The sequence below is a fragment of the Ensifer sp. Root1252 genome (assembly GCF_001425885.1).
GTDB lineage: Bacteria > Pseudomonadota > Alphaproteobacteria > Rhizobiales > Rhizobiaceae > Ensifer > Ensifer canadensis.
In genome coordinates this window covers 31,161-44,059 of the sequence record NZ_LMDT01000045.1, presented here as the reverse complement: position 1 = coordinate 44,059, position 12,899 = coordinate 31,161, and the positions used below count along the sequence as shown (strand labels likewise).

General features: G+C 60.6%; 13 protein-coding genes. 6 read left to right on the top strand and 7 right to left on the bottom strand.

From position 1 onward, the window contains the following. Positions 1-99 precede the first annotated feature (99 nt). The 3 genes from ASD02_RS30610 to ASD02_RS30600 all read left to right on the top strand — a co-directional run bounded on the left by ASD02_RS30610 (position 100) and on the right by ASD02_RS30600 (position 3,494). Positions 100-1,170: a D-alanyl-D-alanine carboxypeptidase family protein gene (locus ASD02_RS30610; RefSeq protein ID WP_025424672.1), complete on the top strand. Its 1,071-nt coding sequence runs from the start codon at positions 100-102 to the stop codon at positions 1,168-1,170. 12 nt (positions 1,171-1,182) lie between these two features. Continuing rightward, complete coding sequence (locus ASD02_RS30605; RefSeq protein ID WP_025424671.1) at positions 1,183-2,361, top strand: GTP-binding protein; 1,179 nt, start codon at positions 1,183-1,185, stop codon at positions 2,359-2,361. Positions 2,362-2,813: 452 nt separating this feature from the next. Further along, complete coding sequence (locus tag ASD02_RS30600) at positions 2,814-3,494, top strand: response regulator transcription factor (RefSeq protein ID WP_025424670.1); 681 nt, start codon at positions 2,814-2,816, stop codon at positions 3,492-3,494. A gap of 39 nt (positions 3,495-3,533) precedes the next feature. Here ASD02_RS30600 and ASD02_RS30595 read toward each other — a convergent pair whose 3' ends face one another. From ASD02_RS30595 to ASD02_RS39310, 7 genes are all read right to left on the bottom strand, one after another. Then, a complete protein-coding gene (locus ASD02_RS30595) occupies positions 3,534-5,027 on the bottom strand; it encodes a histidine kinase (protein WP_025424669.1) in 1,494 nt (497 codons plus the stop codon). 225 nt (positions 5,028-5,252) lie between these two features. Then, on the bottom strand, positions 5,253-5,438 hold the full coding sequence (locus ASD02_RS30590) for a hypothetical protein (RefSeq protein ID WP_025424668.1): 186 nt from the start codon (positions 5,436-5,438) through the stop codon (positions 5,253-5,255). Positions 5,439-5,616: 178 nt separating this feature from the next. Continuing rightward, positions 5,617-5,853, bottom strand: coding sequence for a sulfurtransferase TusA family protein (locus ASD02_RS30585; RefSeq protein ID WP_025424667.1), 237 nt, complete (start codon positions 5,851-5,853; stop codon positions 5,617-5,619). Next, entirely contained in the window at positions 5,853-7,301 is a 1,449-nt protein-coding gene (locus ASD02_RS30580; RefSeq protein WP_057221559.1) for a murein L,D-transpeptidase family protein, read from the bottom strand. Before ASD02_RS30580 ends, ASD02_RS30585 begins: the two co-directional genes overlap by 1 nt. 209 nt (positions 7,302-7,510) lie before the next feature. Continuing rightward, the gene (locus ASD02_RS30575; RefSeq protein ID WP_025424665.1) at positions 7,511-8,464 is read right to left on the bottom strand and encodes an acetyl-CoA carboxylase carboxyltransferase subunit alpha; all 954 of its coding nucleotides are present in this window, start codon (positions 8,462-8,464) and stop codon (positions 7,511-7,513) included. A 64-nt stretch (positions 8,465-8,528) separates the two neighbouring features. Continuing rightward, complete coding sequence (gene xerD / locus ASD02_RS30570; RefSeq protein WP_025424664.1) at positions 8,529-9,491, bottom strand: site-specific tyrosine recombinase XerD; 963 nt, start codon at positions 9,489-9,491, stop codon at positions 8,529-8,531. Further along, complete coding sequence (locus ASD02_RS39310) at positions 9,488-9,637, bottom strand: hypothetical protein (RefSeq protein WP_025424663.1); 150 nt, start codon at positions 9,635-9,637, stop codon at positions 9,488-9,490. The genes xerD and ASD02_RS39310 overlap by 4 nt, the downstream gene beginning before the upstream one ends. Positions 9,638-9,878: 241 nt before the next feature. Here ASD02_RS39310 and ASD02_RS30565 point away from each other — a divergent pair, with 241 nt between their 5' ends. From ASD02_RS30565 to ASD02_RS30555, 3 genes are read left to right on the top strand one after another with little or no spacing between them, the layout of a single operon-like run. Next, positions 9,879-10,469 carry a shikimate kinase gene (locus tag ASD02_RS30565; RefSeq protein WP_025424662.1) on the top strand — a complete coding sequence of 197 codons (591 nt, stop codon included), beginning with the start codon at positions 9,879-9,881 and terminating at the stop codon, positions 10,467-10,469. Further along, the gene (gene aroB, locus ASD02_RS30560) at positions 10,462-11,595 is read left to right on the top strand and encodes a 3-dehydroquinate synthase (protein WP_025424661.1); all 1,134 of its coding nucleotides are present in this window, start codon (positions 10,462-10,464) and stop codon (positions 11,593-11,595) included. The genes ASD02_RS30565 and aroB overlap by 8 nt, the downstream gene beginning before the upstream one ends. Then, entirely contained in the window at positions 11,592-12,899 is a 1,308-nt protein-coding gene (locus ASD02_RS30555) for an HlyC/CorC family transporter (protein WP_025424660.1), read from the top strand. Before aroB ends, ASD02_RS30555 begins: the two co-directional genes overlap by 4 nt.

Below are 12,899 nucleotides of genomic sequence, written 5' to 3'. Positions count from 1 at the left end.
AGGCTAAATAGCCGGACGAGACGAGGCAACAGCGGAATTTCGAGGACTATGGTGGTGACAGCAGGATTTTTCATGCGAGGCAAGGCAAGAGCAGTGGGTATCGTGGCCGGTGCCTGCGCGAGCCTTCTCATGGCTATGCCGGCGGTTGCCAATCCGCGGCTCGTCGTCGACGTCAATACGTTGAAGGTTTACGAGCATCAGGACATCTTCCAGAAATGGTATCCGGCGTCGCTGACCAAGCTGATGACGGCCTATACCACCTTCCGGGCGATCAAGTCGGGACAGTTGGCGCTGACAAGCCCTGTGGTGATGACCAAGAACGCCGCTTCGGAGCCGCCGAGCAAGATGTTCTACAAGCCCGGCCAGGCGATGACGCTCGACAGCGCGCTGAAGATGATGCTGGTGAAGTCGGCGAACGACGTGGCCGTGGCGATCGCCGAAACCGTTGGCGGTTCCGAGCCCGCCTTCATCGACAGGATGAATTCCGAAGCGCGCCGCATCGGCATGACGTCGTCGCATTTCATCAATGCCAACGGCCTGCCGGGGCCCGGCCAGTACACCACCGCGCGCGACCTTGCCGTGCTGGCGATCACGCTGAAGCGCGAGTTTCCCGAATACGCGTCCTATTTCTCGCTGGAAGGGTTCACCACCGGCAAGAAGGACTATGCGAACTACAACATGCTGATCGGCCGGTTCGAAGGCGCTGACGGCATGAAGACCGGTTTCATCTGCGCGTCCGGTTTCAACCAGGTCTCCTCGGCGACGCGTGATGGCCGCAGCGTCGTTTCCGTCGTGCTTGGCGAAGACAGCCTCGGCGCCCGTGCCGACGAATCCGCGCGCCTGCTGCAGACGGCGCTGACGACATCGGGAACAGCCAAGCCGTCGCTGGTACAGATCGCGCCTTATGGTGAAACGCGCGACCTGGTTGCCGATGTCAGCAAGCAGATCTGCTCGAAAGCGGCAGCCAAGGTGCGCAGCGAAGGGCGTGACGAAGCCGGGCGGCAGAAGCTGCTCTCGCCGTTCATCCACGAGATCGGCCGTCCGCTGAAGCTGGCCTTTGCCGGCCTCATCCCCGGCAGCGGCGACAAGCTGGCCAAGGTGGGCGCCGATCCGGCTGGCCAGGGCGATGTCGCCAATGTGCCGATCCCGGTGCCGCGGCCGAGCCTCTGATCGGAGTTTCCAATGGTTAGCCCACTGCCGGCCGTGCCGGTTTCGATCCTGACCGGTTTTCTCGGTGCGGGCAAAACGACGCTGCTGAACCGGCTTCTGAAGGACCCGGATCTCTCGGATACGGCCGTCATCATCAACGAATTCGGCGATGTCTCCATCGACCACCTGTTGGTGGAAGCCTCAAGCGACGGCGTCATCGAGCTTTCCGACGGCTGCCTGTGCTGCACGGTGCGCGGCGAGCTGGTGGATACGCTTGCCGACCTCATGGACCGGATGCAGACCGGCCGGATCAAGCCGCTGAAGCGCGTCGTCATCGAGACGACCGGACTTGCCGACCCGGCGCCGGTGCTGCAATCGGTGATCGGCAACCCGGTGATTGCCCAGAGTTTTCGTCTCGATGGCGTGGTGACTGTGGTGGATGCGGTCAACGGGCTGCAGACGCTTGCCAACCACGAGGAAGCTCTGAAGCAGGTCGCGGTCGCCGATCGCATCGTCATCAGCAAGGCGGACCTTGCCGACCAGGCACAATTGGACGAGTTACGGTTGCGACTGCGGGCGCTCAATCCGCGCGCGCCGTTCATTGATGGCGACAGTCCCGAAGCAGGGCGGGGCGCGCTCTTTGCCTGCGGCCTTTACGACCCGGCGTCGAAGATCGCCGATGTCGGCCGCTGGCTGCAGGACGAAGCCGATCATGGGCATCATCTCCACGATCAGCATCATCATGACGGCGACCACGGCCACCATCGCGATCATGATCACCACCACCACCACCACCACCACCACCACCACCATCATCACGATGCGACGCGCCACGGGGCGGACATCCGTTCGTTCAGCATCGTGCATGACAGGCCGATCGAGCCGATGGCGCTCGACATGTTCATCGATCTATTGCGCTCGGCCCATGGCGAGAAGCTGTTGCGGATGAAGGCGATTGTCGCAGTCTCCGACAATCCGGAGCGGCCGTTGGTCCTGCATGGCGTGCAGAATGTCTTTCACACGCCGGAGCGGCTGTCCGTCTGGCCGGATCCGGCTGATCGGCGCACGCGTATGGTGCTGATCACCAAGGGGTTGAGCGAAGCATTCGTGCGCGACCTTTTCGATGCCTTTACGGGCAAGCCACGCATTGATCGTCCCGACGCGCAGGCGCTTTCCGATAATCCTCTCGTGGTGCCTGGAATGAAATTCTAGAATTGTTTGCGTGACGCCGGCCGTCTTTTGCTGCAAATGGCGCGGGAAACGGTTAAAATCTGTAGTACTTTCGGGTGATGTTTCAGCAGGCGCATAAACATTTTTGGGCTAATATTTTGGCTTTACTTCTAACTTGCCGAAACCGCTCTGAGAATGGCGATGTTTGTGCCATGGACGCGTGGATTCACCAATCAACACGCGGTGTCAGATCTATAACTGCCTGTAAAGATTGAAGTCAACGAACCTTTGTCCGGTTTTTCCCATACGGTGCTTGTCGGCCTCTTAAATCAAAAAGGGCGAGTATTTGCGCGGTATTGTCGATGTTTAGTCCGCGGCTTTCGCCACGTCGGACCGATATTTCTGTGCTTGCCAAATTAACTAGAAGTTAGTGTCTTCTTTAAAACACTGATCTGATGAACTAGCATGTTTGTTGCGGAGGGAGAGCAACGACCATGTCGATATCAGTTGCATTTGTTGACGACCATCCGATCCTCCTGGAAGGACTGGTCAGCTTATATTCTGGAAAAAGTGACCTCGAGATCGTCGCGAAGGGCGAAAACGCGGTCGATGCTTTGAAAATAGTTGAAGAATTTTCACCTGAAGTTCTCGTGCTCGATTTGAGCATGCCCGGCGATGCCATTGCGGCTATCGAGCTGGTTACGCAAAAATACAAAGACACGCGGATCATCGTCTTCACCGCAAATTCAAGCATTGAAACCGCGATACAAGTCCTGAACTACGGGGTCTCTGGCTATGTGCTGAAGGGCAGCAGCGCCAGCGACCTGCACGAGGCCATACGCACGGTCTATGACGGTGAAACGTTCATCACGGCGGGGTTCGCGACCAAGGTCATCATGGCCATGAAGACAGCGGAAATCCGTCGGCGATCCCAGGCACAACGACGCCTGAGCCTGCGCGAAGAGCAGATCGTTCGCCATCTCATGCGTGGCAGCACCAACCGCGAAATAGCGGCCTGCCTCGATATCAGCGAAAAGACCGTCAAGCATTACATGACGGTGTTGATGCAGAAACTCGACGTCAGGAACCGTGTGGAAGTGGTGCTGGCGGCGCAGCGCCTGGATGTGTTGCCGGACGGCTCTGCCGAACGCAGCGCATCACGGCGCATCAACTAGCGCATGTCGCGCAAAGCGGTTTTGCGGTGACGACATGCTCTAGTGACGATCGAACGAGCCGCCGCTGTGATCGAGTGGCAGAACCGCTGTTACCACCGTTCCGCTCGCCCGGCGGATGGTACGCATGCGACCGCCAAATGCGCGAATGCGGCGCTTCTGCGTGATGGTGCCGAGTCCTGTGCGGCCGGTGCTGCGCACGGACACAGTCGTCGATGGTGCGGTGCCCACATCGGCCACGGTGATGAAGAGGCGGTTATGGCGCGTGCCGTAGCGCAGGTGCTGGCGGTTGCCCGGCGCATGTCGCTCGCTGTTCATCAGGGCTTCCTGGATGAAACGATAGACGCAGATGTTGAGGTGTGGATCGACCGTCTGCGAGGCGATCAGTCCGACAACATCGATCTCGCGGCCGATGACATCCACGTGCCGCCTTACCGCAAGCTGGATCGTGTCGCTGAGCGACATGTCGTCGAGCTCCGGCAGCACGAGATCGGTCGAAATGTTCCTCAGCTCCTCAAGTGCCGTCGTAACCGTACTGACCAGCTTGTCGATATCCTGCCGCCTTACCGGATCCGCTGACTGGCCGCCGATCGGTTGCGTGGCCATATCGCTCAGCCTCAGCTTCAGCAAGGTCAACAGCTGGACCGGACCATCGTGCAGATCCGTACCGATCTGGTCGAGGATCATCTCATTGAGCTTGCCGGCCTCGAGCCGCGCCGTTTCCGCAGCCCCACGCAGCCGTCGGTTCTGGTTGGAGAGTTCCAGCGCGCGTCGCAGGCTGTGGCGGATGGCGGCGTGTTGGCGATCGATGAGCAGGCTGCCGCTACGAACGATCAGGAAGAGGAGCGCCAGCATCGGGACCGAGACGAGAAGCACGATGCTGATCGTCTCCCGCCAGGCCGTCGACAGTTCGCCCACCAGGAAATCGGGGCGCTCGTAGAATTCACCGACCAACAGCACCTTGCCGGCTTCGTTTCGCACGAGCGGGGCGTAGACCTCGATGTACATGCCGCGCTGCTCGTCACCGGTGTATTCGTGTTTCTCGATCATCGTACGCGAAACGACGATCTCGCCCGCCAAGGCGCGCTGTAGCTCTTCGAAGACAACCTCCTCGTCGATCTCCTTGCCCGAAGTCGAATACATCAGGCTTCCGTCTGGCCCCCAGATCTTCAGCTCGTGGACATGCTGGCCGAGCGCGCTGGTGCCCAGCAGCTGCTTGAGTTTGTCTTCGACGAATGGCGGCAGCACGCCGCGTTTGATGTCCTCCTCGGAGATCAGCGGCGCAACAAATGTCTGGAGATAGGCAGCGCCGAGCGAGCCGACGCTATTGAAGACGGTCTTTTCCAGACGGTTCGTCGTCCAGACCGCGAGTGCGATCATCAACGCCACAACGACGAAGGAGGCAATGATGATGAACTGCACCTCAAGCCGCAGTCGCTGGAATGTCGACAGCAGGTTTCTCAAGGTTGCTGCCTGGCGCAGGTTCAGCAGGAAGGTTTGCTTGGCGGTTTCTGTGTCGTTCCCAACGGAGTCCATGAAATTTGCCCGATCACCTGCTAGTGTTTTTATGTTCCCTGTTCTTTAAAAATGCGACCGCCAATTCCGGCATCACAGGCAAAAAACGCGATAAATCGGATTTCGCACGCTGGTTGTCAGTTTGGCAGACATTCACTCTGTACGATCCTGCAAAATCTAGCGGCGACTAAGGTCCGACTCTAGGGGACCTTAGTCGGTGGTCGAACGGGCCTTTGGTCGCGAAAATCACACGACGTTATTCGTCGCGCTGACGACGGCTTCGCTGCGCGTCCAATTCTTCCACCATGGTCTCACCTGATCACCGGGGGTGGCGATAGCACCGTTCCGCTCGAGAATGACGATCCGTTGCTCATAGGGGTGGCTGGCCAGTTCGCAACCGCGGACGATATTCCGATCCATTTTGCGCTTCATCGCCCTCATCCGCTCCACTGAGGACCGCGACGACGATTGCCCTATCAACACGGCCACGCCTTTCGTCAAGGAAACCCGGCCCACGGGCGCATGCGTCGCATCAGGTCTGCCAGCGCGAACGCATTACACAAGGGACGCGGTGCGGACGGTTCAAGACCAAGGACGCTGCTGTTTGGCTTCAAGCGCCCTTGCGGATCAGAAAGCGATAACCGCCGTCGGCCGGCGAGGCCGCTTCGAGGCTGTGGCCGTCTTCCCGGCAGAAATGCGGGATATCGATCACCGCCATCGGATCGGTCGTCTCGATCTCGAGCAGCGCGCCTGCAGCCATGGAGGCGATGCGTTTGCGCGCCTTCAAAACGGGAAGGGGGCACTTAAGCCCCCTGAGGTCGTAAATCGTCTTCTCTTCGCCAGGCATCAATTGCCCCAGATCTTCCAGAACGGCCGCTTCTTCGGTGGCTGCTCCACGGCAACAGGCGCTTCGGCTGCAGGCTCGACGGCGCCTTCGGCATTTGCCGATGCCACGGCGGTCGTCTCGGGCTGAACCTTTTGCTGGGCTCCAGCCGACCGTGTCTGCTTTGCCGCTGTGCCTGCCGGTTGTGTCTGCGGCTGAACGGCAGCCTGTTGCTCCGGAGCTTCGGCGACGGGTGCCGGTGCCTGTTCTGCGGGTTCGCTCCTGGAGAACAGGCTCCAGAAGGATTTCTTGGCCGGCTGCTCGACGGCTGCCTGCAGCACGGGCTGGGGGATCGGGTTGGCGGCCGGAACCGGCACATGGGTGCCACCCTGTGTCGCCTTTTCCAGTTCCTTCTTCTGGATCTCGACAGCCAGCTTGGTTTCTTCGGCTTCCTTCTGCGCGGCTAGCTTCCTTTCGAGGTCGCTTGCCTTCATCAGCTTGCCGGCATCGATCGAATTGCCGGTCGGCGCGTAGGCAAGCTCGCGGCCGGTGCGCTGCTTGGCGACGATCGCCTTGCGCTCGGCCTCGCTCGGCTCATACCAGACCATGCCGTCATACTTCTTCATGGCCTTGTCGTAGTCGAGCTTATAGCCCTTTTCGAAAGTCGACATGGCCATCTGCAAGGCAGGTGGGGTCGACATCGCCGGGCACGTGCCGCCCGGGTTGAAGGCGGCGCTGCCCTGCTGGTTGAAGACGTATTTCTTCTCGCAGACATTGATTTCCGGAGGACGCTTGGTGACTTCGAACTGATCGTAGCCGACCTTCAACATGTTCCAGAAATCGATGTTGGGATTGTTGCGATGACGCGCCATGTTCTCGGCGGTCATGCGGAAAGGAAATGCCTGCAGCTGGACGCTCTGCTGTCCGCCCTTGAAGGCGTCGCGCGCCATGGCGAAAATCTCGATCATCTGCTCGTCGGTCATCGAGTAGCAGCCGGACGACGAACAGGCGCCGTGGATCATCAGATGCGTACCCTGACGGCCGTTGGCGCGGTCATAGGTGTTGGGGTAGCCGGTGTTGATCGCCAGATAGTATTTCGAGTTGGGATTCAGCTGCTGCGGGAACAGCGGATAGAAGCCCTCCGGCGCCTGACGGTCGCCTTCTTTCACCTTCGGACCAAGTTTGCCCGACCAGGCGCAAATCTTGTAGCTCTTCAAGAGCTGGAAGCGGTTGGACGTGTTGGCCTTCCAGACTTCGAGCGTGCCTTCTTCCTTGAAGATGCGCAGCGCGATCGGGGATGTCTTCTGCATCCCGAGCTCGCTCATCTTGGCGCTCATCTTGCTCGAGAGCTGATATTCGGTCTTGTTCTTGACAGTCGAAAGATCGACCGTCGCCGTATCCAGGGCATCGTTGGTGCAGCCGGCAAGCAGCGCGGCGACAGCGGCGGTGGCTACAAGGTTTCTCAAGCGCATCGGCGAAAGCCCGTTCAAACCAAAATTCGTCAGTGAGAGCCGCGTTCGCAGAAGGGCCCTTAGGGAATCAGTAAGCCATTATACTTCACGAATTCTTAACCCTGCAGGGCACGCTGCGCACGCCGTTGTTCATGACCGTACGAATATGGCCAAGATTTGGCCACAGTCCGATTTGTGGTTGCGAATTTTCGGCGAACAATCGCGTCGGATCAGAGGTTCCGGCCGATATTCAGGTACTTCTGTCGGCGATCGGTGCGCAATTCGTCGCCGTTGCGTCCGGACAATTCCTTCAGAGCGTCGGCAATCACCGTTCCGGTGCGGGCGATCACCGATTGCGGATCGCGGTGCGCGCCACCGACAGGCTCGGGAATGATGCCGTCGATCACGCCGAGCGCCTTCAGGTCCTCTGAGGTGATCTTCATGTTGCTGGCGGCTTCCTTGGCGCGGGTCGAATCGCGCCAGAGGATCGAGGCTGCGCCTTCCGGCGAGATGACGCTGTAGATCGCATGCTCGAGCATATAGACGCGGTTGCCGGTGGCGATCGCGATTGCGCCGCCGGAGCCGCCTTCGCCGATGACGACGGTGACGATCGGCACGCGCACGTTCAGGCACATTTCCGTCGAGCGGGCGATGGCTTCCGCCTGGCCGCGTTCTTCCGCGCCGACGCCGGGATAGGCACCGGCGGTGTCGATCAGCGTGATCAGCGGCAGGCCGAAGCGGTCGGCCATTTCCATGACCCGGATCGCCTTGCGGTAGCCTTCAGGGCGCGGGCTGCCGAAGTTGTGCTTGATGCGCGACTTGGTATCGCTGCCTTTTTCCTGACCGAGGACGGCGACAGGCATGCCGCGAAAACGCGCAAGCCCGGCCTGGATGGCCTCGTCATTGCCATAGTTGCGGTCGCCGGCAAGCGACGTGAACTCGGTGAACAGTTCCGAGGCGTAATCGAGGAAATGCGGACGCGAGGGGTGGCGGGCGACCTGGGTCTTCTGCCACGGCGTCAGCTTCGAATAGATCTCGGCCATCGCATCGCGGACCCGTGTCTCGAGCCGTTCGACCTCATCCGAAGTGTTCACACTCTCGTCTTCGCCAGCGAGCTTCTTCAGTTCGAGAATCTTGCCTTCGAGGTCGGAGATAGGTTTTTCGAAATCGAGATAGTTGTGCATGAGATGCGTTTCCGATCGTTTTGCCACAAGGATCTGCCGGCCGAAACCAGCCTGCCCGGCGGTCCTAATCCTGTTTTTTCGCCTGTTTGGCAAGAGGGTGATGGTTTTGCACGAGGTCGTGCAGCCGTTCTTCCAGAACATGTGTATAGATTTGTGTCGTCGAAATGTCCGAGTGACCCAACAGTTCCTGGACGGCACGAAGGTCGGCGCCGTTGGCAAGCAGGTGGCTGGCGAAGGCATGACGCAGCACATGCGGCGAGATCGTCGCCACGCGGATGCCGGCACGCGCCGCCAGTGATTTCAGGTCGCGGGCAAAGACCTGGCGGGGGAGAAAACCTGCCTTTGCCGTTGACGGAAACAGCCACGGGCTTTCGCGCTCGCCCCTGTCGGCTTTTGCCGTTTCTTCTTCGAGGGCTGCCCCATAAAGACGCATCGCGCGGATCGCGGCCTGGGAGAGCGGCACCAGCCGCTCCTTGTTGCCCTTGCCACGGACGACGAGAAAGCGCCCGTTCTGGGCGAGCACGCTTGCGGGCAGCGACACCAGTTCGCTGACACGCATGCCGGTGGCATAAAGAAGCTCCATCAAAGCGTGCATGCGCAGCTTGGAAAGCCGCTCCGGTCCGCCTGCCGTCGCCTCGGCTTCGGTCTCGGCCCGGCCGATCAGTCGTGACACGTCGTCGATGCTCAGCGTCTTCGGCAGGCTTCTACCCTTTTTGGGCGCATCGAGTATGCCTGTCGGGTCGTCGGTGCGCAGGCCTTCTGCATAGAGGAATTTGTAGAACTGCCTGAGCGCCGACAGCCTGCGCGCCTGCGAGGACGGCTTGAAGCCTTGGCCCGCCAGATGGGCGAGATAATGCCGGAGATCGTCGGTCGCCGCACTCGTCAGCCCCGTTCCGCGGCCGCGCATGTGGGACAAGGCGTCTTCCAGATCGCGCTCGTAGGATTGCAGCGTATTGACGGCGGCGCCGCGTTCGGCGCTCATCATTTCGAGGAAGGCCTCGACGTGTGCCGCGGAAAGATCGCTCATTGTGTCTTGTTGACCCGTTCGGATGGGATCTTCACGGTCACGTTGCGCTCGACCGGCTCGACGAAGGTGACGAGCGCGATCATCGTGCCGTAGATCAGCCCGGCGATGACGCCGCAGAAGAACAGGAACCGGAAGAGGGTGGGCATTTCAGTTTCCTCCGCAGGATCCCTTAAACCGGAACGAATTTAAGGATAAAATCATGCAGCCGTTGAATGTGCTGGGGCAACCGTGTGCGCGCTGGACCGGACGCGCCGCACTTTGGTAGATGCCCGATCTATATGAACGCCCCTTTCGCCAAGTTCAAGAAGCATGCACGGACGCGCGCGACGGCTTGACGCTCCACCCCGATTTGTCGATACCGGAAGGGAATGGGGAATAAGAAGTCCAATGAACGACGTGATCGAACCGGTTTCCGCGACGCTTGCCGAACGGGCGAAGCTTGCGCTCGGTAAACGCAATCTCGTTTTCATCGGCCTGATGGGCGCCGGAAAATCCGCGATCGGCCGGTTGGCGGCGCAGGCGCTCGGCATTCCCTTCGTCGATTCCGACCACGAGATCGAGCGCGTCTCGCGCATGACGATCAGCGATCTCTTTGCCCGCTACGGCGAGGACGAATTTCGGGCGCTGGAAGCACGTGTGTTGAAACGCCTGCTGCGCACCGGCCCCCGTGTCGTTTCCACCGGCGGCGGCGCCTATATCAACGAGCGATCGCGCCGCCAGATCAAGCGCGGCGGCTTGACGATCTGGCTCAATGCCGAATTGGACGTGCTCTGGGAGCGGGTCAACAAGCGCGACACACGTCCTCTGTTGAAGACCGAGAACCCCAAGCAGACGCTCGAAAACCTGATGCGCGCCCGCTACCCGATCTACGCCGAAGCCGATCTGACGGTGATGTCGCGCGATGTGAGCAAGGAGACGATGGTGGAGGACGTTCTCACCGCCGTCATAGATTTCCGGAAAGTGCCAAATGATGAATAGCCATGTGATGCCTGCTGCCGAGCGCAAGGTTCGCGTCGATCTCGGTGATCGTTCCTATGACATTCTGATCGGTCCGGGGCTGATCGCTGCTGCCGGCAACGAGATCGCCTCGCGCCTCAAGGGGCGCAAGGTGGCCGTCATCACCGACGAAAACGTCGGTCCGCGCTATCTCGAACCGCTGATGGCGAGCCTGAAGCAGAGAGACATCGAAGCCGTGTCGCTGGTGTTGCCGGCGGGCGAAAAGACCAAGAGTTTCGAGCATCTCATTCCCGCCTGCGAAGCCATACTCGGTGCACGGATCGAGCGCAACGACGCGGTGATCGCGCTTGGCGGCGGTGTCATCGGCGACCTGACCGGCTTTGCGGCCGGTATCGTGCGTCGCGGCTCGCGCTTCATCCAGATCCCGACATCGCTGCTGGCGCAGGTCGATTCCTCGGTCGGCGGCAAGACCGGTATCAATTCGCCGCACGGCAAGAACCTGATCGGCGTTTTCCACCAGCCGGATCTGGTGCTTGCCGACACGGATGTGCTCGACACGCTGAGCCCGCGCGAATTCCGCGCCGGCTATGCCGAGGTTGCGAAATACGGGCTGATCGACAAGCCGGACTTCTTCGCCTGGCTGGAGAAAAACTGGCAGGCGGTGTTTTCCGGCGGGGCTGCGCGCATCGAGGCAATCGCAGTGAGCTGCCAGGCCAAGGCCGATGTCGTGGCGGCGGACGAGCGCGAGAACGGTTTGCGTGCACTGCTCAACCTCGGCCACACCTTCGGCCACGCGCTGGAAGCCGCCACCGAATACGACAGCGCCCGCCTGGTGCATGGCGAGGGCGTGGCGATCGGCATGGTGCTGGCGCATCAATTCTCGACGCGCATGAACCTTGCGAGCGCCGATGATGCGAGCCGGGTCGAAACGCACTTGAGAGCCGTCGGCCTGCCGACGCGCATGACCGAAATCCCCGGTAGCCTGCCGCCGGCTGAAAAGCTGATGGACGCGATTGCCCAGGACAAGAAGGTCAAGGGCGGCAAGCTCACCTTCATCCTGACCCGGGGCATCGGCCAGTCCTTCGTCGCCGACGATGTGCCGGCCTCCGAGGTCCTGAGCTTCCTGAGGGAAAAGCACCCGCAATGACCGGCGAAGCATTCCTGGCATTTCTCGGCGAATACTGGCTGTCGATTGCCGCGGTCTTCTGCCTGCTATTGTTTTCCGCTTTCTTTTCGGGCTCCGAAACGGCTCTGACTGCGGCTTCGCGCTCGCGCATGCATTCGCTTGAGAACAATGGCGACGAGCGGGCGGGTATCGTCAATCGCCTGATCGAGCGCCGCGATCGGCTGATCGGCGCGCTTTTGATCGGCAACAACCTCGTCAACATTCTCGCCTCGTCCTTGACGACGAGCCTGTTGATCGGCCTGCTCGGCAATTCGGGCGTGGCGATCGCCACGGTCGTCATGACCGTGCTGTTGGTAATTTTTTCCGAAGTGCTGCCGAAGAGTTGGGCGATTGCGTCGCCGGATCGCTTTGCACTTGCCGTCGCGCCGCTGGTTCGCCCCTTCGTCGCCGTGGCCGGGCCGCTGTCGAGCCTTGTCAACGGCATCGTGCGGCGCATCCTGTTTCTCTTCGGCGTCAACCTTTCGTCCGACATGTCGATGCTTTCGGCGCATGACGAGCTGCGCGGCGCAGTCGACCTGCTGCACCGCGAAGGCTCGGTCATCAAGGCCGACCGGGATCGGCTCGGCGGCGTGCTCGATCTCGGGGAACTCGAGATTTCCGACATCATGATCCACCGCACCAATATGCGGGCGATCAACGCCGACGATCCGCCTGAAATCTGCGTGCGCGATATCCTGCAGAGCCCGTTCACGCGCCTGCCGCTGTGGCGGAGCTCCACCGACAACATCATCGGGGTGGTGCATTCGAAAGATCTGCTGCGCGCGCTTGCCGAGCCGGATGTCGAGCCGGAAAACCTCGACATCGTCAAGATCGCGCAGAAACCCTGGTTCGTCCCCGACACGACCAACCTCAAGGACCAGCTCAACGCCTTCCTGCGCCGCAAGCTGCATCTTGCTATCGTCGTCGACGAATACGGTCAGGTTCAGGGACTGGTGACGCTGGAGGATATTCTGGAGGAGATCGTCGGTGATATCGCCGACGAGCACGATCTCGATATCCAGGGTGTTCGCCAGGAGGCAGACGGGTCCATCGTGGTCGACGGCTCGGTGCCGATCCGTGACCTCAACCGTGCGCTCGACTGGTCACTGCCGGATGAGGAAGCGACGACGGTCGCCGGTTTGGTGATCCACGAGTCGAAAAGCATCCCGGAGGAGCGCCAGGCCTTCACCTTCCATGGCAAGCGCTTCATCGTGATGAAGCGGGTGAAGAACCGGATCACGAAACTCAGGATCCGCCCGGCCGAGGACCAGACGCCGATCGGCTGA